We start from the raw sequence: 22,880 nt of genomic DNA on the forward strand, positions 1-22,880 counted from the left end.
CGACTAGCGCATCTCCGGCCGGATGACCTTGGTGCGCAGCACCGACTCGTTGAGTCGCAGCTGACGGTCCAGCTCAGCCACCGCGGCAGGCGTCGCCTGCAGGTCGATGACGGCGTAGATGCCCTCGGCCTTCTTGTTGATCTCGTACGCGAGGCGCCGGCGGCCCCACACGTCGGTCTTCTCCACCGAGCCACCCGCGGTCCGGATCACGTTCAGGTACGTGTCGAGCGACGGGGCGACGGTGCGCTCCTCGAGGCTGGGGTCGAGGATCACCATGATCTCGTAATGACGCAAGACGTGCTCACCTCCTGTGGGCTAAGCGGCCACGGTCCTTCCGTGGCAGGAGGTCGTGCGTCGTGGCCCGCGCCGGACCGGGGGAACCCGACCGGACGCGGACAACCGGACCAGGATACCCGGTCCCGACGATCATGCCCGGAGTGGTGGAACGGCACTCCCGGGCACGCGCCGACGGGGGGCCGACCCTGACGTCGATGTCGAGGTCGGCCCCCCGTGACGGAGGCCGCGGGGCGTCCCGTCCGCATTCCTTGGGTGGGACCTGGGGAGGAACGACCACACCGATGAGGTTGGACCGGAGACGCCCCGCGGAGCTTCATCATGTTGTTACCCGACGTTATACCGGGTCGCGCGCCTTGTCGGAAAAATCGGCAAATCACAGACAATTTTCTTGTGTCGCGATTTCGGGTTCCAGAGCGGTCCCCGCCGCGCCGGGCCGCGCGGCGGGGTGCCCCTGCATCGAGGTGGCCGCACGGCCCGCACAGCTCCGGCGTTCGCCGGCCCGCGACGGACCGTCCGTCCCACTCCCCTCAACGACTGCTCACCCGTCCGGTGACGCCCGGCGCCGGCACCGCCGGCACCCCGGCTGTCAGCGACTCGACGTAGGCTCCCCTCCATGCGTATCGGAGCCCACGTCGATTCGACCGATCCACTGGCGGAGGCGACCGCCAGAGGGGCCGAGGCCGTGCAGTTCTTCCTCTCCGACCCGCAGGGGTGGAAGGCACCGAAACCCCGGGAGGACGCGGAGCGGCTCCGGAGCGCCGAGGTCGACCTCTACGTGCACGCGCCGTACGTCGTCAACGTCGCGACGCTGAACAACCGCATCCGCATCCCCAGCCGCAAGCTGCTGCTCGCGCACGCCCAGTCGGCCGCGGCCATCGGCGCCCGGGGGCTCATCGTGCACGGCGGCCACGTCAACGCGGGCGACGACATCACCGTCGGCTTCGACAACTGGCGCAAGACCTTCGCGTACGCGGCCGACTCGGGCGGCTTCGGCGTGCCGGTGCTGATCGAGAACACGGCCGGGGGCGAGAACGCCTGCGCCCGACGGCTCGACGCGCTCGCCCGGCTCTGGGACGCAATCGGCGATCACGAGGTCGGCTTCTGCCTGGACACCTGCCACGCCCACGCGGGCGGCGAGGAGCTGCTCGGGCTGGTCGACCGGGTCAAGGCCATCACCGGGCGCATCGACCTGGTCCACGCCAACAACTCCAAGGGCGCCTTCAACTCCGGTCAGGACCGGCACGACAACCTGGACGGCGGCACGATCGACCCGGAGCTGGTGGTCGCGGTGATCCGCGCGGCCGGCGCCCCGGTGGTCGTGGAGACGCCGGGCGGTATCGACGGCCAGGCCGCCGACATCGCGTTCCTGCGGGACCGGCTCGGCGCGGAGGCTCCGGCCGCATGAGCCCCGAGAAGTCCGGCGGCTCGCGCCAGCCCCGCCCCGACGCGGTCAGCGAAGCCACCAGCTCGGGCGGCGACGCCCCGAACCCCACGGACGACCCGGCCGGCGCGACGACGCCCACGAGCCGGGCCGCTGACACGGTCAGCTCCACGAAGAGGCCGGTTGGCGCCGACAGGCCCACGGGCAAGCCGGGGGCCGGCGCCACCGGCACGGACAATCCGGGAGCCGGAACGGCAGGCACGGACGAGCCCACGGAAAAGCCGGGGACCGGCACGGACAAGGCCACCGACAAGTCGGCCGGTGGGAAGACCGGCACGGACGAGTCCGCCGGGACGGCCGGCAGCGACAAGCCGGCCAAGGGTGGCGCCGGAAACGCGGCGACCGGCAAGGACGCCGGGACCAGCGGCACGGACGAGCGGGATCCGTTCGCCTCCTTCGCGCCCGCGCCGGAGCCGGTGCCGACCCGCGCTCGACGCGTGGGCCGCGCCATCGGCCGGGTGCTGGTGCACGAGTGGACGCTCGCCGTCCTCGGCTCGCTCGTCCTGGCCGTGCTCATGACCTGGCCCACGCTGAAGTACCCGCGCTACACACTGCCGCAGGACACCTGGGACCCGAGCCTCCAGTCCTGGCAGATGGCGTGGTCCGGCCACGCGCTGCTGACCGACCCGGGCCGGTTGTGGCACTCCAACGCGTTCTTCCCGGAGCGGTGGAGCTTCGCCTTCTCCGACACGCTGCTGGGGTACGCGCCGGCCGGGATGATCGGCGTCGGCCCGGAGGCTGCCGTCCTCCGCTACAACCTCCTGTTCGTGCTGGCCCACGCGCTCGCCACGTCCGGGGCGTACGCGCTGGCCCGGCAGTTGGGGGCCGGTCGGATCGGTTCGGCGGTGGCCGGCGTGAGCTTCGCGTACGCGCCGTGGCTCCTGGCCCAGGCCGGGCACCTGCACGTCATCTCCAACGGCGGCATCCCGCTGGCGCTGGCCATGCTGGCACGGGGGCACGGGTGGTCGTTGCGCCACGGCTACCGCCCCGAGAAGCGCCGGGTGGGCTGGGTGTACGCGGGCTGGCTGGTCGCCGCGTGGCAGCTGAGCCTCGGCTTCGGCATCGGGCTGCCGTTCGGGTACGTCCTCGGCGGGATCGTGCTGGTCGCGGCCGTGACCTGGTTCCTGCGGCGCTGGGTGGTCCGCCCGGTGAAGCGTCCCTTCGGGCACCGGCTGCTCACCGCCGACGTGGTCGGCGGGCTGGCCTTCGCCGGTGTCGGCGTGCTGCTGGCCACCCCGTACTTCCAGGTGGCCGACCTGCACCCGCAGGCGGAACGGACCATCGGCGACATCGCCCTCTTCTCGCCGCCCGCGACCGGCTTCCTCACCGCGCCCGGCGAATCGCGGATCTGGGGCGACCTGCACGACGGGGCACGGGCGACGCTGCCGTGGCACCCGGAGATGACGCTGCTGCCGGGCTACGTGCTCTACGCGCTCGCCCTGGGCGGCCTCTTCTTCTCGGTCTGGCGCCTCCGGCACCGGCTCCTGCTGTTCGCGGGTGTGCTGGTCAGCATGGTGCTCGCGATGGGCACGGAGTTCTTCGGCGGCCGGTTCACGTACGTGCCGCTCTTCGAGCACCTGCCCGGGTGGAACGGGCTGCGTACGCCCGGGCGGCTGATGCTCTGGGCGACGTTGCTCCTCGGTCTGCTCGCCGCCGGCGCGGTCAGCGCCTTCGCCGCCCGCGTCCGCGACATCTCCGCCGAGCGGATCCCGTCCTGGCCGAGCCCGTGGTTGCGGATCGCCACGCTGCTCCCACTGCTGCTGGTGACCGTCGAAGGGTTGAACCGCACCCCGCACCCCGTGGTGCCGGTCCAGCCGGCGGCGATGCGCACGGTCGACGGTCCACTGCTGGTACTGCCCAGCAGCCAGAACCACGACCAGCCGGTGATGCTCTGGTCCACCACCCACTTCCAGGACATCGTCAACGGCGGGAGCGGGTTCACCCCGACCCTGCTGGACGACGTCCGGCGGGTGACGCTCTCGTTTCCCGACCAGACCAGCATCGAGTACCTGCGCACGCTCGGCGTCCGCAACGTGCTGATCGTGCGCGACCAGGTGGCCGGCACGCCGTGGGAGGTCAGCATCGACGCGCCCGTCGACGGCCTCGGCATCACCCGCGACGAGATCGGGGACGTCGTCGTGTACCGGCTGTGAGCCGCCCCCGTCCCCGGGTCAGGTCGTGGCCGGCGCGGGGGTCGGGTCGACGGTCGAACCCGGCGGGTGGTGTCTTCGGAGCCAGGGCGCGTCGGGTGCGCCGTCGATGACGCCGGCGTCCGGGTCGTCGGCGTACGTGCTGCGCACCGCGTCCTGCTCGGGTCGGAGGATCTCCCGCACGATCAGCACGCACAGGATCACCACGGTGGTCAGGCGCAGTGTCGCGGCCAGCACGAACACGCCCTCCGGGAAGACCGGCCGCCCGGTCGACGCGCCGAGCAGTTCACCGTAGAAGGCCGCGAAGTAGGCGACCTCGGCGAGCTGCCAGGCGAGGAACGCGCCCCACTTCGGCCGGGCGAGCACCGCGAGCGGCAGCAGCCAGAGCACGAACTGCTGCGACCACACCTTGCTGAAGATGAGGAACGCGGCGACCACCAGGAACGCGAGCTGGGCGAGGCGCGGCCGGCGCGGCGCCGCCAGCGCCAGCACGGCCACGCCGACGCAGGCCAGGATGAACAGCGCGTACGACAGGTTGTTGAGCACGGGGATGTTCGCGTTCAGCCATTCGAACGGCCCCGTGCCGCCGGAGCCGCCGACCTTCCCGTCGAGGTAGCGGCCGATGTACCAGAGGGTGCCCCAGTCGATCGGCCGTTCGGTGTTGAGTTCGAGGAACCGGCCCCAGTTCTTCGGGTAGAGCAGCGCGGTGGGCAGGTTCACCACGAGCAGCGCCAGGGCGCCCGCGCCGATGGCGGTGAAGGCGGCCCGCAGGCGACTGCCACGGATCGCGAGCAGCAGGATGGGCCAGAAGAGGAACAGTGGCCAGAGCTTCGCCGCGCCGCCCAGACCGAGCAGCAGGCCGGCCAGGGCGGGCCGGCGGCGGGCCCAGGCGAGCAGGCCGAACGCGGCGAGACCGATGGCGAGGAAGTCCCAGTTGACGGTGGCGGTGAGCAGCAGCGCGGGGGCGAGCGCGAAGAGCGCCGCGTCCCAGGGACGGCGGCGGCGCAGGGCGAGGAGTACGGCCGCCGTGGCCACCGCCAGCGCACCGAGCACCAGGGCATTCGCGTTGTAGAACCACATGCCCTGGTTGAGGCCGGGGTCGTCCCTGCCGAGGGCGTGCACCGGCAGGCCGAGGGCGCCCATGAAGTAGCCGGTGAGGACCGGATATTCCACCGGGTGGTCCCGGTAGGGCACCTTGCCCTCGTTGAGCCCTTCGGCGTAGTAGAGCGCCAGCACGTCGGTGTAGCAGAACCGGGTGTACTGGACGTTGTTCGTCCAGGCACCGTCCTGGCAGGGCGACTTCTGCACCCAGTGCAGGGCCAGCGTGAGGCACACCAGGGCCAGGACGATCCGTGCGGCCGTCCAGAAGTGACGGTCCCGTCCGACCGGCCGGTCCAGCGCGACGGCGTGGTCGCCCAGGGGGCCGCCGATCAGGCCGGAGACACCGCGGACGAACCCGTCGGAGCGGGACGGGTGGTCCGGGACACCGGCGTCGTCGATGCCACGCGTCGACTTCGTGCTCATGACCGTGCATCCTGCCGTACGCCGGGGGTCCGCGTCCCGCCCTGAGACGACATGTCGTGGCCCCGCAACGACGACGCCGCAGGTGAGCGGAGCGATGCTCCGCTCACCTGCGGCGTTCCGCCGGTCAGTCCCGCCGTGGTGTCAGGGTCGGCAGGATGGCCTCCCGGTCACCGTCACCGTCGGTCGGCGGTGGTGGCGGCTCAGCCGGGTCCTGCGGACCGCCAGGGCCGTTGTTGCCGCCGTTGTTGCCGCCGTTGTTGCCACCGCCGGGCGGGCAGAACAGGTCGAGCGGCCCACAGTTCGGCTGCTGCGGCTCGGGCGGAGGCGGTGGCGCACCGTTGCCGGAGTTCGGGTCACCGACGTTGGCCGCCGGCGGGAACTCCAGCTTCTCCTTGCCGTCGAGCGCCTTCTCCATGACCTTCTCCCAGATTTCCGCTGGGAGATTGGAGCCGGTGACCTTGTCGCCGTTCTTCAGCTTGATGGGCTTCCGATCCTTGACGTTGCCGACCCAGACGGCGGTGGCGAGTTGCGGCGTGTAGCCGATCGTCCACGCGTCGCCGTTCTCCAGGGTGCCGGGCTTCTGCTCCCAGGTGCCGGTCTTGGCGGCCGCCTGGCGGCCGCCCTCCAGTCGGTTGTCGATCCGGCCCGGGTAGTCCTTGAGGACGCTGGTGACGTCCGCGACAACGTCCGGCTTGATGGCATCGACGGACTTGACCTTGCCTTCGTCGGCGACCGTGTCCCACTTGCCGGTCTGCTGGTTCCGCTTCTGCACCGAGAAGAGGAAGTGGGCCTTGACGTACTTGCCCTGGTTGGCGAACGTCGCCACGCCGTTGGCGTGGTCCAGCACGGTGACCGGGTACTGGCCGTAGGCGACCACGTGGAAGAACGGCGCCGGGGCGACCTGCCTCGTGTCCTTCACCTTGGTCAGGTCGACCGCCTCGGACGGGTTGGTGTTCCACATCGTGGTGATGCCGGCCCGCTTGGCCACGTCGACGATCTTTTCCGGCCCGATGTCCTCGCTGACGTAGTAGAACGGCACGTTCAGCGACTTCAGGGTCGACTCGCGCAGGGTGCAGGAGTCCGACCCGTCCTTGCACGTGGGGTTGTCGCTGCCGGCGTTGCTGACCTTGAACTCGGTGCCCTCCGGCGTGAAGGCCTTGCCCTTCCACCGCGAGTCCAGCGACTTGCCGTTCTCCAGCGCCGCCGCCAGCGTGTAGATCTTGAAGCTCGAGCCCGGCGGGTGACCGCCGGAGAGATTGCCCTTGCTGTCGATGTTCTTGCCGGCGTAGTCGGTGCCGGTGCCGTTGTCGCCGCCGTAGTAGGCGCGGACCCGGCCGGTGCTCGGTTCGATGGAGACCACCGCGGCCATCAGGTTCGACGGCTGACCGTCGAGTTCCGAGCCCTTGGTCTTGCGCTGCGCCGTCTCCACCGCCGCCGTCTGGACCTTGGTGTCGATCGTCGTGCGGATCCGGTACCCACCGGACATCAGCGCGTCCGAGCAGGTCGGCTTTCTGGCGGTGACCTGGTCCTCGCGGTCGACGCAGACGCCCTTGTCGCGCATCTCCGCCTTGACGTAGTTGATCACGTTGCCGTACGGCGTGTTGATGCCGTAGTCCAGCCCGGCGCCGGCCTTCTTCGGGTCGGCCAGGCACCCGGGGGAGGCCTTCCCCTTCGGGCAGTTCTTGGGGTACTCCGCCTCGGTGGGTGCCGGCTTCCGTCCGGCGGCGTTGAGCCAGCCCTCCTGGATCATGCCCTGGATCACGTAGTTCCAGCGCTGCTTGGCCTCCACCGGGTTGACCGCCGGGTCGTATCCCTTGTGCGTTTCGCTGGCCACCGGCTGCTTGATGAGGGCCGCGAGCACCGCGCCCTCGGCCACGGTCAGGTCCTTGGCCGACTTGCTGAAGTAGGTCTTCGCCGCCGCCTCGATGCCGTACGCGCCCCGGCCGAAGTAGATCACGTTCAGGTAGTGCTGCATGATCGTCGGCTTGTCGTAGCGCTCGGTCAGCTTGGAGGCGAGGATCGCCTCCTTCACCTTCCGGGCGTACGTGTCGTCCTTCAGGTTGTCGTAGGCGTTGCGGGCGTACTGCTGGGTGATCGTCGAGGCGCCCTGCTTGTCACCGCCGGTGAAGTTGTTCCATGCGGCCCGGGCGATGCCCTTGTAGTCGACACCCGAGTGCTTGTAGAAGTTGCGGTCCTCGGCGGCGGCGACGGCATCCTGCACGTGCTGCGGGATGTCCTTGATGGTGACCAGCGTGCGGTTCTCCGTGCCGAGCTTCGCGATCAGGGTCTTGTTGTCGAACGCGTACAGCTCGGTCGCCTGCGGCGGCGTGGTGTCCTCGGGGAGGACCACGTTGGTGGAGTAGTAGGTGAAGCCGACCACGCCCAGACCGGCCAGCATGATGAACACCGCGAACGCGGCGATCAGCATGTTCACCCGTTTCCGCTTCTTCGCCCGGGCGATGGCGTCCGGATCACCGGGACCGCGACCACCGCGACCGAACCCGCCCGGCCCCCCGGGGACGCCCGGCCCGCCGGGGACCGGCGAGACGCCCGCCCGTGCGACCGAGGCGCGGCCCCCGACCGCCGCCGACCCGACCCGGGCCCGCCCCGCGGACCCGACACCGACGGACGCGGCACCCACCGCGGCGGCACCGACGGTTGCCCGCCCCGCCGACCCGCCCGGCGCCGGGGAGACCGGCACCGACGCACGACCGGGCGCCGGCGACACCGGCACCGACGCACGACCGGGCGCCGGCGACACCGGCACCGACGCACGACCGGCCCGGCCGACCGAGGCCGAACCGGAGGCACCGCGCGGCGGAACGGACGCCGAGCCACCGACGGAGGCCCGACCGCCGGAGGCGGCGCCACGGGGGGACACCGAGGCGCGGCCCGCGGATGCCGTACCGTCCGGTGCGGCCGACCGGCCGCGCGCCTCACCGCCCGAGCGGTACGCGTCGTCGGCCTGCCCGTGGTCGCCGTGCTGGCCCGGAATCCGGGCCCGCCCGTGCGGGGAACTGGGATCGCCGTACGAGTTCATTCCTCACACCCTGCCGGTCGCGGTGGAGCGCCGCTGCGCCACCACCGGTTTGCCGTGAGATGGGACACCCGCCAACGGCGCACGGTCGCGTGCCCGACGGCCGGTGTCACTTGCGAATCAATCGGGCCAATCAGACCAACGAGCCGTCGGTCGTCCCGGGCGTGCACGCGCTGGCCCGAGTCAGCCGATCGAGCTGGAATCACTGTTGCGCCTCTCGCCTCCGTCGCCCGGTCCGGGCGCCCGCGGCGGCCGCGCCGCCCACCGCGCCCTGCTCCGGCCCTCCCTCGGCCAGCCCGTCCCGCCCGAGCAGGTACTGCTCGACGAGATGGTTCCAGTCACAGCCGAGGCACACCTCTACCACGAAGACCTGGAACTCACGCAGTGTCATCGCCAGCACGGGCAACTCCGCCAGTGTGCGGGCCTGGCCGGCGGACTGCTTGAGTTCGTCCCCGTAAATGTAGTGGACGTGGGTCAGATTCTCGCTCCGGCAGATCGGACACCGTTCGTCGGTCGGCTCACCGTGGAACCGAGCCGCGTTCTTCAGGTACGGCGAGGCGTCGCAGACGTCGTACGTGCCGACCCGGCCGGCCAGGAGCTCACGCAGCACCGCCCGCTTCTGAAGCGAGTAGTCGACGACCTGGCGCTGCGTACGCATGCGGAGAAGGGTACGCGGTCCGGCGCGACGGGGCGACCATGGTGACAAAGCGTGACCACAGCACCGCGGAACGGGGGTTTGCCCTGGCCATGGTGATCCGCTAGCGTGCGATGTATCGGTCCGATACATCGCAGCGGTTAGCACTTCGTGCACAGGGTAAAGGGAGGGTGGCCGATGCTCGAACTCGCCATCCTCGGCCTGCTGCAGGAAGCTCCCATGCACGGCTACGAGCTGCGCAAGGAGCTGACCGCGAAACTCGGTGCCATCCGGGCGGCGATCAGCTACGGCTCGCTCTACCCGACCCTGCGCCGGTTGCAGGCGGCGGGCTGGATCACCGAGGCCGCCGAGACACCCGCCACTGCCGAGGAGGTTCCCGCGCTGACCAGCCGACGAGGTCGGGTGGTCTACAAAATCACCGCGGAGGGCAAGGAACGCTTCGCCCAACTCATCGCACAGGCCGGGCCCGAGACGTACGACGACACGGGTTTCGGCGTGCACTTCGCGTTCTTCGCCCGGACCGACCAGGCGACCCGACTGCGCATCCTGGAGGGTCGCCGACGCAAGATCGAGGAACGTCGCGAGGGACTCCGCGACGTGCTCGGCCGCGCCGCCGAGCGCCTCGACGCGTACACCCTGGAGCTGCAACGCCACGGCCTGGAGGCCTGTGAGCGTGAGGTCCGCTGGCTGGAGGAGCTCATCGCCAACGAGCGCTCCGGCCGTGCCCCGACGGTCCCGGACACCGGGACGGCCGGCGGTCGACGAGAAGACACCAGCCCGCCTCCGCCTGGAGAGTCCAGGAAAGAGCGGCCGTGATGAAGAAGAAGGAGGCAGACGCTATGGGCTCCGTCCGCGTCGCCATCGTCGGTGTGGGTAACTGCGCCTCGTCCCTCGTACAGGGCGTGGAGTACTACCGGAACGCCGATCCGAACGACCGCGTCCCGGGTCTCATGCACGTCACCTTCGGCGACTACCACGTCTCGGACGTGAAGTTCGTCGCGGCGTTCGACGTGGACGCCAAGAAGGTGGGCATGGATCTCGCGGAGGCGATCGTCGCCAGCGAGAACAACACCATCAAGCTGTGCGACGTGCCGCCGACCGGCGTCACCGTGCAGCGCGGCCCGACCTTCGACGGTCTCGGCCAGTACTACCGCGAGATCATCGAGGAGTCGGACGTCGAGCCCGTCGACGTGGCCCAGGCGCTGCGGGACGCGCAGGTCGACGTGGTGGTGTCCTACCTGCCGGTGGGCTCCGAGCAGGCCGACAAGTTCTACGCCCAGGCCGCCATCGACGCCGGTTGCGCGTTCGTCAACGCCCTGCCGGTGTTCATCGCCTCCGACCCCGAGTGGGCGAAGAAGTTCGAGGACGCGGGCCTGCCGATCGTCGGTGACGACATCAAGAGCCAGGTCGGCGCCACGATCGTGCACCGCGCCCTGGCGAAGCTCTTCGAGGACCGCGGCGTCGAGCTGCTGCGCACGTACCAGCTCAACTTCGGCGGCAACATGGACTTCATGAACATGCTGGAGCGCAACCGCCTGGTCTCGAAGAAGATCTCGAAAACCCAGTCGGTGACCTCCCAGGTGCCGCACGAGATGGCGAAGAGCGACGTGCACATCGGCCCGTCGGACCACGTGCCGTGGCTGGACGACCGCAAGTGGGCGTACATCCGCCTGGAGGGCCGCTCCTTCGGTGACACCCCGCTGAACGCCGAGCTGAAGCTCGAGGTGTGGGACTCGCCGAACTCGGCCGGCGTCATCATCGACGCGGTCCGCGCCGCGAAGATCGCGCTGGACCGCAAGATCGGTGGCCCGATCCTGTCGGCGTCCTCCTACTTCATGAAGTCCCCCCCGGTGCAGTACGCCGACCACGACGCGCACGCCGCCGTCGAGGCGTTCATCGCCGGCGAGGTCGAGCGCTGACGCGCTGACACGCAACGAACGGCGAGGGCCGGGTCCGTGCGGACCCGGCCCTCGCCGTTTGTCACCAGGGTCAACCCGACCAGGCGTGCCGGAGCGCGACGCCCGCCTCCAGTTCGAGCAGCGTCACCTTGCGGTCGAGCCCACCGCCGAAGCCGACCAGCTTCCCGCCCGCCCCGACGATCCGGTGGCAGGGCACGATGACCGGGATCGGGTTGCGGTTGCAGGCCACCCCGACCGCCCGCGCCGCCGACGGATCGCCGAGTCGCCGGGCCACCTCGCCGTAGGTGAGCGTCCCCCCGTACGGAATGCCCGTCATCTCCCGCCACACCGCCCGCTCGAACTCCGAGCCACGGGGAATCCGCACCGGCACGGTGAACGCGGTCAACTCGCCGGCGAAGTAGGCCCGCAACTCCGCGACGGCCCGCTCGGCCGCCCCGTCGCCCGGGTCGGCGTCGGCTGCGGGCACCCGCCCGAAGTGCGTCCCGCACACGGACGCCCCGTCGGTGGCCACGGAGAACTCGCCGATCGGCGAGTCGAGCACGGTCCAGCGCATCCACCCATTGTCCCCGCCGGTACGACACCCGGCCTCAGAGGAGGTTCACGCCCAGCAGCAGGGTGCCCGCGACCAGGCTCGCCCCACCGGCGACGGTGAGCCAGACGAGCCTGTTGGGCTTGGTGTCCCCCGGACGGACCACCGAGAGGAAGAAGCCGAGCGGCATGAGGATCGGCGCGGCGACGAAGAGCGTACGGATCAGCGTGCGGGTGCCGTCCGACGCGTCGGCCTGGTCGATATACGGCAGCGCGACGAGGGCGAAGAGGACCAGCACCCCGGCGTGCGCGTGCCCGGCGGTCCAGAGGCCCCGGCGCACCGGGTTGTCCAGGTAGCCGGCCTTGCGCCGGGCGAGGTGCAGGAGCAGGGTCAGGCCGCCGTACGCGATGGTCACGACGGTGAGCAGCAGGATGCCGGCGGTGGTCAGGGTCGCCGAGGACATGGGGACACCTCCATCTAGTCAATGTAAAGATGAGGTCCGCACCCAATCTTGTCAACAGCTAGATTGCGGTGTCGGGCAAACTTCGGACGGCCACCGGCGTCGGAGTATCGGAGGGTGGCGGGTGTCCGAAGGCATCGACGGCGAGTTCACCGCGTTCGTCAACGAGCGGGGCGACGTACTGCTTGGCTGCTCCTGCGGAACGCGCTGCTGGCGCTGCCGCCCCGGCAGCGCGCGGTGCTGACACGCCCGCCCTCAACGGGCACCTCACCGAGGAGGTGCGATGAACGGACCGGCCGAACAGGCACTGCGTACCGCCGTCCGGGAGCTCGCGGACGAGGCCCGTACGGTGCCCGGCCTCGCCGAGCGGGCGCGGGCCCGGGGCCGGCGGCTGCGGCGTCGGCGGCAACTGGCCGCCACCGGCGGCGCGCTGGCGGCGCTGGTCGCCCTGGCCGTTCCCTTCGTGTGGCTCCGGCCGTCCGACCCCGGGCCCGGTCCGGCGGCCTGGGGTCCGCCGTCCGCCCCGGCGGAATCCACCGGCTCCGTCGTTCCGGCACCCACCGGCGACTGGACGGCGAGTCCCCTCACGCTTCCCGGCGACTGGCTGCTGGTCGGCACCACGTCGACCGGTGAGTCGACCGGTGACCCGGTCGAACGGGGCTACGCGCTGGACCGCACCGGCGGCCGGTACATCGGCTCGGACCGGTACGACGAGGTCTGGGCCGCGCCCCGCGGTGGCGTCGCCGCCGTGGTGGACCACGACCGGCGGACCGAGCTGGGGCTGCTCGACCTGGCGAGCGGCGAGGTCCGCTGGGTGCGCACCGGCGGCCGCATCATGACGCCGCACTGGTCACCCGACGGGCGTCGGCTGGCCCTGACCCTCATGGACAAGGACAGCGGGGACCTCTCCCTCGGCGTGCTGGGCGCCACCGGCGGGTGGCGGACCTTCCCGGTGGACGACCAGGAGTACCTCTGCACCGACCAGTGCTTCTTCACCTGGACCCGGGACGGCCGGGAGGTCGCGCTCCAGCAGACCGATCCGACCGCACCCCGCTCCGAGTCGGAGCCGCACGCCCGCCGGGGCGTGCAGTTCTTCTCCCCCGAGAACGGTCGGCCCACCCGGCTCGTGCCGGTCAAGGGTGACCCCGCCGGCCCCTGGTCGTGGTCGCCGAACGGACGGCAGGTCGTGGTGAAGGGCCGGCAGGGGCCGCAGATCGTCGAGGTGACCACGGGACGGGTGATCGGGCCGGCACCGGACGCGGACGTCGCCTGGGGAGCCGACGACCGGTTGCTGTACCGGGACCGGCGGACGGGGGAGATGGTGCTGGCCGACCTGGACGGGCGCGAACTCGCCCGGCAGGCCCTGCCGGAGGCGCTGGGGCTCGACATGGTCCTTCTGGTGGCGCCCCGCTGACCGGACGGAGTCGATGTTGCGGGCCGTCGATACCGTGCGGGACGTGGCCACGGGGACACTGATCTTCCTCATCGTCGGCGCCATCGGCGTCGCGGTGCTGGTGCTCGCGCTGCTCGGCGGCGAGCTGCTCCACTTCGGTCAGCCGGACTTCGACGGGCCGGTGTCGACCGAGACGGTCGCCGGGTTCGCCGGCGCGTTCGGCTTCGGCGGCGCCATCGTCAACGAGCTGCTCGGCGCGCGTACTCCCGGCATGGTGGCGCTGGCGGTGGCCGGCGGCGTCCTCGCCGCCGTGCCCACCGCGTGGGTCGCGTCCCGCCTGGGGCGGGCGGCCCGCGACATGCCCACCGATCCCACGCCGACCCGCGCCCACCTGGTCGGCGCGCTCGGCCTGGTCGTCACGCCGGTGCCCGCCGACGGGTACGGCGAGGTCCGGGTGCGCGTCGCCGGCACGCCGGTGAAGTTCAACGCCCGGGCCGACCGGCCGATCCCGGCGGGTGCCCAGATCTTCGTGGTCGAGGCACTCAGCGACACCAGCGTGCACGTCGAGACCTACTGACGCGTCGAGCCCACCGGCGCGTCGAGCCCGATCGACGCGCCGGGATCCACCCACGCCAGAAAGGCCCACCCATGCCTCTCGTCATCGCCATAGCCGGCGCCGCGGTCCTCTTCCTCGTCCTCGTTCTCTTCGTGCTGTCCCGGATCAAGGTCGCCGGGCCCAACGAGGCATTCATCGTCACCGGCCGCAAGGGCCGCACCACCCAGACCGCCGACGGCGGCCGGTCGACCGACATGTCCGGGCAGAAGGTGGTGCTCGGCGCCTCGGTCTTCGTGCTGCCGGTGGTGCAGAAGCTCCAGTCGCTCGACCTGTCCAGCCGCCGGATCGACGTCGGCATCCGGGGCGCGGTGAGCAAGCAGGGCATCCGCGCCGACCTACACGGGGTGGCGATCGTCAAGGTCGGCGGCACCGAGGACTCGATCCGGGCCGCCGCCCAGCGCTTCCTGCACCAGCAGGACGAGATCGACAACTTCACCCGGGAGGTGCTGGCCGGCGCGCTGCGCTCCATCGTCGGCCGGCTCACCATCGAGGAGGTCATCCGGGACCGGGCGGCGTTCGCCAGCGCGGTGGCGGAGGAGGCCGAGCACTCGATGACCAACCAGGGGCTGGTGCTGGACACCTTCCAGCTCCAGGACATCCTGGCCGAGGGGTCGTACCTGCAGGACCTGGGCCGGCCCGAGGCCGCCCGGGTGCTCAAGGACGCGGCGATCGCCGAGGCCCGGGCCCGGCAGCAGGCCGAGCAGGAACGGCTGCTCGCCGAGGAGGCGATCGCCGAGGCCAACCGGAACCTGGCCCTCAAGCAGGCCGCCATCCAGGCCGAGATCGACGCCGCGAAGGCGAAGTCGGCGGCGGCCGGGCCGCTCGCGCAGGCCGAGCGGGACCAGGCGATCCTCTCCGAGCAGCAGAAGGTGGCCGAGCGCAACGCCGAGCTCAAGCAGCGCCAGCTCGACACCGAGGTGCGCAAGCCGGCCGACGCGGCCCGGTACAAGGTCGAGCAGGAGGCCGAGGCCGCCCGCAACGCCGCCGTGCTCCAGGCGGACGCGCAGCGCCAGGCGGTCATCGCCGCAGCCCAGGCCGCCGCCGAGCAGTCGCGGCTCACCGGTGAGGGTGAGCGCGCCCGGCGCGCCGCGCTCGCCGAGGCGAACGCGATCGAGGGCGCCAAGGAGGGTGAGGCCGAGCAGCGCCGGCGCTCCGCGATCGCCGAGGCGGTCGAGCGGGAGGGTCAGGCCGAGGCCGCGGCCATCCTGGCCCGGGGGCAGGCCGAGGCCGACGCGATGGCGCGCAAGGCGGAGGCGTTCGCCGCGTACGGGGAGGCGGCCGTCCTGGACCTGCTGGTCAAGGTGCTGCCGCAGGTCGTCGAGGCGGCCAGCGCGCCGATCGGCGCGATCGACAAGATGACCGTCATCTCGACCGACGGGGCGTCGTCGCTCACGAAGTCCGTCGCCGGCAACGTCGCGCAGGGACTCCAGCTCGGCAGCGACCTCACCGGCATCGACCTGGCCGGTCTGCTCGGTCGGCTGGCCGCGTCGACCGGCTCGGAGCCGAACGGCAAGCCGGCCGTCGAGAGCGCCGAGACCCGCTGAGCCCGGGAGGCCGGGGCGCGGCCCCACCGGCGGCGTCCCGGCCTACTCGACGACCCCCTGCTCGCGGGCCCAGCGCAACAGTTCCGCCTCGGCCTCGTCCCGCTCCAGCGGGCCACGCTCCAGCCGCAGGTCCTTGAGGTGCTTCCAGGCGCGCCCGACGACCGGCCCCGGCGGTACGCCGAGCAGCTCCATGATCGCGTTCCCGTCCAGGTCCGGGCGGACCCGGGCCAGGTCCTCCTCGGCCGCGATCCGGGCGATCCGCTCCTCCAGCGCGTCGTAGTCGGCGGCGAGCTGCGCCGCCTTGCGCCGGTTGCGGGTGGTGCAGTCGGAGCGGGTCAGCTTGTGCAGCCGGGGCAGCAGGTCCCCAGCGTCGGCGACGTACCGGCGCACCGCCGAGTCGGTCCACTCGCCGCGCCCGTACCCGTAGAAGCGCAGGTGCAGCGCGACCAGCGCGGTGACCTTGGCGGTCACGTCCTTGGGGTAGCGCAGGGCCTTCATCCGCGCCTTCGTCAGCCGGGCGCCCACGACCTCGTGGTGGTGGAAGCTGACCCGGCCGTCCGGGCCGACCGACTTCGTGGCCGGCTTGCCGACGTCGTGCATGAGCGCGGCCATCCGGAGGATGAAGTCGCAGCCCTCGTCCTCGTGCGAGACGGCGTTGCTCACCACGGTCAACGTGTGCTCGTAGACGTCCTTGTGCTGGGCGTGCTCGTCGATCTCCAGCTTGAGCCCGGTCAGCTCGGGCAGGAAGCGCTCGGCCAGGCCGGTGTCCACCAGCAGCCGCAGGCCGGTGATCGGGTCGGCGCCGCAGAGCAGCTTGGTGAACTCGTCCCGGATCCGCTCGGCGGTGATCCGGTCCAGGTCGGCGGCCATCCGGGTCATCGCCTCGCGCACGTCCGGGTGCACCGCGAACCGCAGCTGCGCGGCGAACCGGGCCGCCCGCAGCATCCGCAGCGGGTCGTCACGGAACGACTCCTCCGGCGACGCCGGCGTACGGACGATCTTCGCGGCGAGATCGTCCAGCCCGCCGTACGGGTCGGTGAACCGGTGGTCGGGCAGGCTCACCGCCATCGCGTTGATGGTGAAGTCCCGGCGCTTCAGATCCTCGATGAGGCTGGTGCCGTACTGCACCACCGGGTTCCGGCTGACCTGGTCGTACACCTCGGCCCGGTACGTCGTGATCTCCAGCAGCAGGCCGTCGCGCTGGACGCCGATGGTGCCGAACTCGCGACCGGTCTCCCAGATGGACTCGGCCCAGCCGCGCACGATCCGCAACGTCTCGTCAGGGAGGGCGTCGGTGCAGAAGTCGAGGTCGTTGCCGAGCCGGCCGAGCAGGGCGTCCCGGACCGAGCCGCCCACCAGGTGCAGCTCGTGCCCGGCCTTCGCGAACCGGCGACCCAGCTCGTCGGCGACCGGGGAGACCCGGAGCAGTTCGGCGACGGCGTTGCGCTGCGCGGCGGTGAGCTCGCGGCGGTCGGCGGCGTACGGTGCGGAGGCGGCGTCGGACATGGGATGGCCAGCCTATCGGGCCGGGTGGGCATCCCGTCCGCCGGGCGCGGGTAACGACGGACGGTTGACTAGGGTCTGTGGCGAAGCCCCGGCGCGAGCCGGCGTACCCCTGGAGGCGACAACGATGAGCGGCCGGCTCTACCGCAGCGCGAACGCCGCGCAGGGTGGCGGCGGCCGGCCGCCGGGCGACGACGCCACCTTCATCTCCGCCGAACCGCTGAACCAGCCCGGCGTCGAGGCCGCCGCGCCGCCGCAGGAGGTGGTGGCGGAGACCAGCGCCGCCGCGAACAGCGCGGTGATGGCCATCGGCAGCCTGGTCAGCCGGGGTACGGGCTTCCTCCGCACCCTGGCGATCACCGCGGCTCTCGGCTCGGCCGTCGGTGACGCGTACACCACCGCGCAGATCCTCCCCGGGATGGTCTACGAGTTCCTGCTCGGGGGGATTCTCACCAGCGTCCTTATCCCGGTGCTGGTACGCCGACGGAAGTTCGACGCGGACGGTGGTCAGGCGTACACCCAGCGGCTGCTGACCCTCGCGGTGCTGACCCTCGGTGCGGCGGCCGTGCTCGCGGTCGCCCTCGCACCGGTCCTGACCTGGCTGTACGCGTCCGACCAGTCGAGCCAGGACTACCGCGAACTGGTCACCACGTGGGCCCGCCTGATGCTGCCGATGATCTTCTTCACCGGCCTCAGCGCCCTGATCAGCGCGGTGCTCAACACGCGGGGCCATTTCGCGGCCCCGATGTGGGCCCCGATCCTCAACAACATCGTGGTGATCGCGACCGCGGGCCTCTACATCGCCATCTTCACCACCGATCGCCTGGCACCCGACGACATGACCACGGGCCGCATCCTGCTGATCGGCGGCGGCACGCTGCTCGGCGTGGCGGTGCAGGCAGTGGGTCTGCTCCCGGCCCTGCGCAAGGTGGGCTTCCGCTGGCGGTTCCGATTCGACTTCGGTGCCCTCGGCCTCGGTGAGCTCGCCCGGCTCGGCGGCTGGATGTTCTGCTACGTCGCCGTCAGTCAGGTCGGGTTGATCGTGGTGTTCAACCTGCTCAGCCGCACCAGCGGCACCGCCGCCGGGCCACTGATCTACAACAACGTGTTCCTGCTGCTGATGATGGCGCACGGGATCATCGCCGTCTCGATCATCACCGCCCTGATGCCGCGGATGAGCGCCGCCGCGGCCGACGGCCGGTACGGCGACCTGGCCGCCGACCTGTCCCGCGGGACCCGCACGGTGTCGGCGGTGCTCGCGCCGATCGCCGTCTGCTACGCGGTGCTGGCCACGCCGATCGCCTTCACCCTCTTCCGGTACGGCGCCTTCGACGCCGAGAACGCCAAGGCCACCGCCCCGGTCCTGGTGTACGCCGCCGTCGCGCTGGTGCCGTTCGCGGTCAGCCAGTTGTTCACGTTCGCGTTCTACGCCCTGCCGGACACGCGTACCCCGGCGCTGGTCAACATCCCGGTCGTCGTGCTGCGGGCGCTGGTACAGATCGGCCTCTTCGTGGCCTTCTCGGCCAGCTTCGCCGCGTCCGGGATGATGATCGGCAACGCCGTGTCCTACCTGGCCGCCGCCGTGGCCTCCGCCTGGCTGCTCCGTCCCCGCGTCGGCCGGATCGGGCTCAGCGCCATCCTGAACACGCTGGGCCGCGTGTCGGTCGCCGCCATCGGCGCGGCGCTCGTCGGCCTCCTCGTGGTGGCCCTGCTTCCTGGCGACGACACGCCGACGCGCTTCGAGGCGATCATGCAGCTGGTGATCGGGGGCGCCGTCATCGGCGGCACGTACCTCGGGCTCGCGATGCTGCTCCGGATCGGCGAGATCACCGAGGTGGTCGGCATGGTCCGGCGGCGGCTCGGTCGCTGAGCGTCTCCACCCGGCGCCTCCGGGTGCCCCGGGCTCTCAGGAACGGATAGACCGCACGCTGAGTGAACGAGGATCACCAGCCTGGGGATGCGGCTGTGGATAACTCTGTGATTCACCGCTCAGTGACCGGATCGGCCTGTGGATAACCAGCCGGACGGCTGAGCATGGCGCCGGGTCACGGGGGAACTCCGGTCCGCGTCGACGCGGTCCGCCACTCCACGTCCGGCCCCTTCGGCGACTACTTGCGGTCAACCTCTAGATTGGCTAGTACATGTGCCAGCAACGTGGCTGACATCGGTCGTAACCGGACGAGTCCCCCGACCGACGGCAGTCTCCACCGGTGCGGCGGGAAGATGACATGTCGAGGAGCGGGCCATCACGGGTAAGGTCGCTCTCGACGGGTACGGCAGGCGCAGGCGCTCACGCCGACGCCGGTCGGCCGGTTCCGGGAAAGCAGAGCGGAAGCCACAATGCCCAGCAGCACGGGTCCATCGATCGACACGATCACCGAGGGAGGACGGGTGACCCAGGTCGGCGAGGGTCAGGAGGCGGACGAGAGCGCTCCGCCGGTCATGACCTTCGGTGCTCCGACGGCCGGTGAGATCCTCGCCGAGCGGTACGAACTCGTCGAGCACATCAACAACGACAGCGCGGGCCGTCTGGTCTGGCGCGGGGTCGACGTCGTGCTGCGCCGCCCCGTCGCGGTGGTGCTGCGCTACCCGGGTGGCGACTCCGCCACCGAGATGCTCCAGGCCGCTGTCGCGGCCAGCCGGGTCATCCACCCCAACCTCGTCGGCGTCTACGACGCGATCGACGAGGCCGACCGGGCGTACGTGGTCCGTGAGTGGGTCGACGGGCAGTCCCTGCGCGAGCTGGTCACCGAGGAGCCGCTGGATCCCGCCCGCGCCACCGCCGTCGGCAACGCCGTGGCCAGCGCCCTCGCCGCCGTGCACGCCACCGGGATGGTGCACGGCAACGTCCACCCCGGCACCGTCATGATCAGTGACGACGGCCGGGTGGTCCTCGCCGACGCGCGCACGGACGGGGACGACAGCCAGGAGAGCGACGTCCGGGCGGTCGGCGGTGTCCTCTACTTCGCCCTCACCGGCTACTGGCCGCACACCGAGGTCCCGCTGCGCGGGGCCACCGCCGGCCACGGTCGCGCCGCGATCCCGGACGCCGTCCGCGACGCCGGTGGCGCCATCGCCGCACCGCGGCAGGTCCGGGCCGGCGTCCCGGCGTACCTGGACGACCTCACGATGGACCTGCTGGACGCCGAGATCGCGCCCCCGCCGTCGGATGTGCTCGCGGCGGAGCTGGCCCGGCTGGACGTCCCGGCCGACGAGCACTTCCTGGACAACACCGGCCCGCTACGCTTCGCCGCCGAGGCCGAGGACGAGCCGTCCCCGCTGGCCGCCGCGGGTGGGCGCAAGGTCGCCATCGGCATCGCCGGCCTGCTCGCCGTCGCCCTGGTGGGCCTGCTGGTGGGCATCAGCGCACTGGGTGGCGGTGACGACCGGGACCGGCGACCCGACGCCGCCAGCGCCCCGACCGCCAGCGCCCCGGTTGGAGAAGCGACCCCGGTCCCCGCCGTTGTCGGCCCGCTCACGATCCGCGACGCGAAGATCATCGACCCGGACAGTCGGGACCGCCAGGAGGTCCGGGACGCCGAGAAGGTGTTCGACACGAAGCTGGATGAGGGCTGGGAGACCCAGACCTACCGGGATCACGCGAACTTCGGCAACTTCAAGCGCGGCATGGGCATCTGGATCGACCTCGGCGAGCCCCGCAGCGTCAAGTCGCTGAAGGTGGAACTCTCGGCGCGGGGTGCATCGGCCCAGCTCTACACCGGGGCCAAGGAACACCCCTCGTCGGACGCGGGAGACGAGGCGCTCTACAAGGAGTACGTCACCAAAAAGAACGCGATCGGCGAGCCGTTGGAGAACGGTGACACCACCATGACCTTCAACGCCTTCGACCCGAACGCGAAATACCGCTACCTGCTGTTCTGGCTCACCGAGCTGCCGCCGAGCGACGGTGGTTACAAGATCGGTGTCCAGGAGATCACGGTTCAGGGGTCGTGAGCCGGCGGCCACGCACCGGGCACCGCCTCCGCCGGACGTGGTGATGGAGGCACGCGGGACGGCCGGACCCTTGGCGGGCGACGGAGGCACGGCATCCGCCCCGACACCGTCCGACGTCGACCTGCTGCACGCGCACGTCGCGGGCGACCGGGACGCCTTCGCCGAGCTGTTCCACCGGCACCGGGACCGCCTCTGGGCGGTCGCGCTGCGCACGCTCGGCGACCGCGAGGAGGCCGCTGACGCCCTCCAGGACGCGCTGCTCTCCGCACACCGCGCCGCCGACCGGTTCCGGGGTGACTCGGCGGTGACCACCTGGCTCCACCGGATCGTGGTCAACGCCTGCCTCGACCGCATCCGGCGCCGGCAGGCGCATCCGACGGTGCCGCTGCCCGACGGCGTCCGCGATGCCGAGGGTGGGACCGGGGCTGTCGAGCCCGCCGCCCCCGCACCGGATCACGACACCGCCCTGGTGGTACGGCAGGCGCTGGCGACGTTGCCGGCCGAGCAGCGCGCCGCGCTGGTCCTGGTCGACGTGCAGGGCTACCCGGTCGCCGAGGTCGCCCGCATCCTCGGGGTGGCCGAGGGGACGGTGAAGAGCCGGTGCGCCCGCGGACGGGCCCGCCTGGCGACGGTCCTCGGTCATCTCCGCCCCGGGCCGGGCACCGGCTCCGCCCCGGCCGGCGACCCGGTTCGTGCCGGCGGGAACGTGCCGACCGTCACCCGGGGGAACCCAGAGGCGCCCGGGGGCGTCCGATCGGGGTCGGGGCGGTCCCGGCGCGACACCAACCAGGAGGACTCGTGACGACCGGGGGGTTCCGGGAGGTCGACCACGACCTGCTCGCCGACTACGTCGGCGGGGCGCTGGACGGCGCCCCGGACGAGATGGTCGTGGCGCGGCTGGTCGAGGAGGACCCGGCCTGGGCCGAGGCGTACGCCCGGCTCGCCCCGGCGGTCGCGGAGGTGCGCGCCGACCTGCTGGCCTGGGGCGGTGCGGCCGAGGCGATGCCCGCCGACGTCACCGACCGGATCGCCGCGGCCCTCGCCGCCGAGGTCGCGCCGTCCGGTACGGGACACGCCGCTCCGGTCGTGCCCAGCCAGCCGCACGGCGGCTCGCGGCGCCCTGGCGGCGTACCCCGGTCGGGAGTGTCCGTGACGACCGGGCCGGGCCGGCGGCGCCGGCGCTGGGCGCGGATCGGCGCCCCGGTCGCGCTCGCCGCGGTGGCGGTGACCGCCGCCGGGCTGCTCGGCCTCGACCAGCTCGGGAGCGGGAACGGTCACGACAGCGCGGTCACCGGTACGGCTCGCGACGAGGCGGCACCGGCCGCCGCCCAGCCGTTCCGTACGGCCGGCCCGCCCCTGCACACCGGCGCGGACTACACGCCGGAAGGGCTGGGCGCGCTGGCCGCCTCCGTGCGGGCGCAGCAGTTCTCCAGTCCGGGCAAGGCATCGCAGCCCGGCATGGACACGGAGGGCGGCCGGGTGGCCGGTCCCATCGGGCTCGACCGGCTCGAGGACCCGGCGGCGCTCGCCGCCTGCCTCACCGAGATCGGCAACGAGCACGGGAACGGGGCGCTCGTGGTCGACCTGGTCGACTACGCGCGCTTCCAGGGCCGGCCGGCGCTGGTCGTCCGGTTCACCGACGCGTCCGGAGCCCGCTGGGCCTGGGTCAGCGGGCCGGAGTGCGGCGTGCCCGGGTCCGCCTCGGACGCCCGCTACCGGGCGCGGGTAGGGTGAAACCACGGTCGTAGGGTTTCGCCCGGCGACGTGACGTGACCCACCGGATGACCGGCTCGGGAATCCCCGGTTCGTACGATGACGTTCTGCACATCAGCTGCCGGTACCGGCTGAGGTTGCCGGC

The 22,880-nt window shown here is 71.9% G+C and carries 19 protein-coding genes; 12 read left to right on the top strand and 7 right to left on the bottom strand.

Annotated elements, in window-relative coordinates; genetic code table 11:
* Positions 1-3: 3 nt before the first annotated feature.
* The gene (gene rpsF / locus HCJ94_RS00655; RefSeq protein ID WP_076468436.1) at positions 4-294 is read right to left on the bottom strand and encodes a 30S ribosomal protein S6; all 291 of its coding nucleotides are present in this window, start codon (positions 292-294) and stop codon (positions 4-6) included.
* A gap of 616 nt (positions 295-910) precedes the next feature.
* On the opposite strand from rpsF, the gene HCJ94_RS00660 reads away from it, so the two are divergent.
* Together HCJ94_RS00660 and HCJ94_RS00665 are read left to right on the top strand one after the other, a co-directional pair.
* Positions 911-1,702, top strand: coding sequence for a deoxyribonuclease IV (locus tag HCJ94_RS00660; RefSeq protein WP_167998974.1), 792 nt, complete (start codon positions 911-913; stop codon positions 1,700-1,702).
* Positions 1,699-3,891, top strand: coding sequence for a hypothetical protein (locus HCJ94_RS00665; protein WP_167998975.1), 2,193 nt, complete (start codon positions 1,699-1,701; stop codon positions 3,889-3,891). The genes HCJ94_RS00660 and HCJ94_RS00665 overlap by 4 nt, the downstream gene beginning before the upstream one ends.
* A gap of 18 nt (positions 3,892-3,909) precedes the next feature.
* Here HCJ94_RS00665 and HCJ94_RS00670 read toward each other — a convergent pair whose 3' ends face one another.
* Both HCJ94_RS00670 and HCJ94_RS00675 read right to left on the bottom strand, forming a co-directional pair.
* The gene (locus HCJ94_RS00670) at positions 3,910-5,412 is read right to left on the bottom strand and encodes a glycosyltransferase family 87 protein (protein WP_167998976.1); all 1,503 of its coding nucleotides are present in this window, start codon (positions 5,410-5,412) and stop codon (positions 3,910-3,912) included.
* A gap of 124 nt (positions 5,413-5,536) precedes the next feature.
* Entirely contained in the window at positions 5,537-7,840 is a 2,304-nt protein-coding gene (locus HCJ94_RS00675) for a transglycosylase domain-containing protein (protein ID WP_240943762.1), read from the bottom strand.
* On the opposite strand from HCJ94_RS00675, the gene HCJ94_RS29805 reads away from it, so the two are divergent.
* A complete protein-coding gene (locus HCJ94_RS29805; RefSeq protein WP_240943719.1) occupies positions 7,809-8,510 on the top strand; it encodes a hypothetical protein in 702 nt (233 codons plus the stop codon). The genes HCJ94_RS00675 and HCJ94_RS29805 overlap by 32 nt on opposite strands.
* A 141-nt stretch (positions 8,511-8,651) precedes the next feature.
* On the opposite strand, the gene HCJ94_RS00680 is transcribed toward HCJ94_RS29805, so the two are convergent.
* On the bottom strand, positions 8,652-9,107 hold the full coding sequence (locus tag HCJ94_RS00680) for a DUF5318 domain-containing protein (protein WP_167998978.1): 456 nt from the start codon (positions 9,105-9,107) through the stop codon (positions 8,652-8,654).
* Positions 9,108-9,281: 174 nt separating this feature from the next.
* On the opposite strand from HCJ94_RS00680, the gene HCJ94_RS00685 reads away from it, so the two are divergent.
* Together HCJ94_RS00685 and HCJ94_RS00690 are read left to right on the top strand one after the other, a co-directional pair.
* Positions 9,282-9,920, top strand: coding sequence for a PadR family transcriptional regulator (locus tag HCJ94_RS00685; RefSeq protein WP_167998979.1), 639 nt, complete (start codon positions 9,282-9,284; stop codon positions 9,918-9,920).
* A 23-nt stretch (positions 9,921-9,943) separates the two neighbouring features.
* The gene (locus HCJ94_RS00690) at positions 9,944-11,023 is read left to right on the top strand and encodes an inositol-3-phosphate synthase (protein WP_167998980.1); all 1,080 of its coding nucleotides are present in this window, start codon (positions 9,944-9,946) and stop codon (positions 11,021-11,023) included.
* 70 nt (positions 11,024-11,093) lie between these two features.
* Here HCJ94_RS00690 and HCJ94_RS00695 read toward each other — a convergent pair whose 3' ends face one another.
* Positions 11,094-11,576, bottom strand: a complete 483-nt coding sequence (locus HCJ94_RS00695) for a methylated-DNA--[protein]-cysteine S-methyltransferase (RefSeq protein ID WP_167998981.1) — start codon at positions 11,574-11,576, stop codon at positions 11,094-11,096.
* Positions 11,577-11,610: 34 nt separating this feature from the next.
* Complete coding sequence (locus HCJ94_RS00700) at positions 11,611-12,015, bottom strand: hypothetical protein (RefSeq protein WP_167998982.1); 405 nt, start codon at positions 12,013-12,015, stop codon at positions 11,611-11,613.
* A gap of 280 nt (positions 12,016-12,295) precedes the next feature.
* On the opposite strand from HCJ94_RS00700, the gene HCJ94_RS00705 reads away from it, so the two are divergent.
* From HCJ94_RS00705 to HCJ94_RS00715, 3 genes are all read left to right on the top strand, one after another.
* The gene (locus HCJ94_RS00705) at positions 12,296-13,426 is read left to right on the top strand and encodes a TolB family protein (RefSeq protein WP_167998983.1); all 1,131 of its coding nucleotides are present in this window, start codon (positions 12,296-12,298) and stop codon (positions 13,424-13,426) included.
* A 13-nt stretch (positions 13,427-13,439) separates the two neighbouring features.
* The gene (locus HCJ94_RS00710) at positions 13,440-13,982 is read left to right on the top strand and encodes an NfeD C-terminal domain-containing protein (RefSeq protein ID WP_167998984.1); all 543 of its coding nucleotides are present in this window, start codon (positions 13,440-13,442) and stop codon (positions 13,980-13,982) included.
* 71 nt (positions 13,983-14,053) lie between these two features.
* Complete coding sequence (locus HCJ94_RS00715; protein ID WP_167998985.1) at positions 14,054-15,565, top strand: flotillin family protein; 1,512 nt, start codon at positions 14,054-14,056, stop codon at positions 15,563-15,565.
* A gap of 42 nt (positions 15,566-15,607) precedes the next feature.
* On the opposite strand, the gene HCJ94_RS00720 is transcribed toward HCJ94_RS00715, so the two are convergent.
* Entirely contained in the window at positions 15,608-17,071 is a 1,464-nt protein-coding gene (locus HCJ94_RS00720) for a CCA tRNA nucleotidyltransferase (RefSeq protein ID WP_167998986.1), read from the bottom strand.
* A 124-nt stretch (positions 17,072-17,195) separates the two neighbouring features.
* Between HCJ94_RS00720 and murJ the strand changes: the two genes are divergently transcribed.
* From murJ to HCJ94_RS00740, 4 genes are all read left to right on the top strand, one after another.
* Entirely contained in the window at positions 17,196-18,938 is a 1,743-nt protein-coding gene (murJ, locus tag HCJ94_RS00725; protein WP_167998987.1) for a murein biosynthesis integral membrane protein MurJ, read from the top strand.
* A gap of 470 nt (positions 18,939-19,408) precedes the next feature.
* The gene (locus HCJ94_RS00730) at positions 19,409-21,022 is read left to right on the top strand and encodes a protein kinase family protein (RefSeq protein ID WP_167998988.1); all 1,614 of its coding nucleotides are present in this window, start codon (positions 19,409-19,411) and stop codon (positions 21,020-21,022) included.
* Positions 21,023-21,065: 43 nt separating this feature from the next.
* The gene (gene sigM / locus HCJ94_RS00735) at positions 21,066-21,824 is read left to right on the top strand and encodes an RNA polymerase sigma factor SigM (RefSeq protein WP_167998989.1); all 759 of its coding nucleotides are present in this window, start codon (positions 21,066-21,068) and stop codon (positions 21,822-21,824) included.
* On the top strand, positions 21,821-22,756 hold the full coding sequence (locus HCJ94_RS00740; RefSeq protein ID WP_167998990.1) for an RsmA family anti-sigma factor: 936 nt from the start codon (positions 21,821-21,823) through the stop codon (positions 22,754-22,756). Before sigM ends, HCJ94_RS00740 begins: the two co-directional genes overlap by 4 nt.
* The last annotated feature ends 124 nt before the right edge of the window (positions 22,757-22,880 follow it).

The sequence above is a fragment of the Micromonospora thermarum genome (assembly GCF_012034245.1).
Taxonomy (GTDB): Bacteria; Actinomycetota; Actinomycetes; order Mycobacteriales; family Micromonosporaceae; genus Micromonospora; species Micromonospora thermarum.

Bases quoted from the DNA above. Each gene is read 5' to 3' on its own strand.
- HCJ94_RS00660 (WP_167998974.1), top strand. From the start codon at position 911: ATGCGTATCGGAGCCCACGTCGATTCGACCGATCCACTGGCGGAGGCG.
- HCJ94_RS00665 (WP_167998975.1), top strand. From the start codon at position 1,699: ATGAGCCCCGAGAAGTCCGGCGGCTCGCGCCAGCCCCGCCCCGACGCG.
- HCJ94_RS00670 (WP_167998976.1), bottom strand. From the start codon at position 5,412: ATGAGCACGAAGTCGACGCGTGGCATCGACGACGCCGGTGTCCCGGAC.
- HCJ94_RS29805 (WP_240943719.1), top strand. From the start codon at position 7,809: ATGATGAACACCGCGAACGCGGCGATCAGCATGTTCACCCGTTTCCGC.
- HCJ94_RS00675 (WP_240943762.1), bottom strand. From the start codon at position 7,840: ATGCTGATCGCCGCGTTCGCGGTGTTCATCATGCTGGCCGGTCTGGGC.
- HCJ94_RS00680 (WP_167998978.1), bottom strand. From the start codon at position 9,107: ATGCGTACGCAGCGCCAGGTCGTCGACTACTCGCTTCAGAAGCGGGCG.
- HCJ94_RS00685 (WP_167998979.1), top strand. From the start codon at position 9,282: ATGCTCGAACTCGCCATCCTCGGCCTGCTGCAGGAAGCTCCCATGCAC.
- HCJ94_RS00690 (WP_167998980.1), top strand. From the start codon at position 9,944: ATGGGCTCCGTCCGCGTCGCCATCGTCGGTGTGGGTAACTGCGCCTCG.
- HCJ94_RS00695 (WP_167998981.1), bottom strand. From the start codon at position 11,576: ATGCGCTGGACCGTGCTCGACTCGCCGATCGGCGAGTTCTCCGTGGCC.
- HCJ94_RS00700 (WP_167998982.1), bottom strand. From the start codon at position 12,015: ATGTCCTCGGCGACCCTGACCACCGCCGGCATCCTGCTGCTCACCGTC.
- HCJ94_RS00705 (WP_167998983.1), top strand. From the start codon at position 12,296: ATGAACGGACCGGCCGAACAGGCACTGCGTACCGCCGTCCGGGAGCTC.
- HCJ94_RS00710 (WP_167998984.1), top strand. From the start codon at position 13,440: ATGTTGCGGGCCGTCGATACCGTGCGGGACGTGGCCACGGGGACACTG.
- HCJ94_RS00715 (WP_167998985.1), top strand. From the start codon at position 14,054: ATGCCTCTCGTCATCGCCATAGCCGGCGCCGCGGTCCTCTTCCTCGTC.
- HCJ94_RS00720 (WP_167998986.1), bottom strand. From the start codon at position 17,071: ATGTCCGACGCCGCCTCCGCACCGTACGCCGCCGACCGCCGCGAGCTC.
- murJ (WP_167998987.1), top strand. From the start codon at position 17,196: ATGAGCGGCCGGCTCTACCGCAGCGCGAACGCCGCGCAGGGTGGCGGC.
- HCJ94_RS00730 (WP_167998988.1), top strand. From the start codon at position 19,409: ATGCCCAGCAGCACGGGTCCATCGATCGACACGATCACCGAGGGAGGA.
- sigM (WP_167998989.1), top strand. From the start codon at position 21,066: ATGGAGGCACGCGGGACGGCCGGACCCTTGGCGGGCGACGGAGGCACG.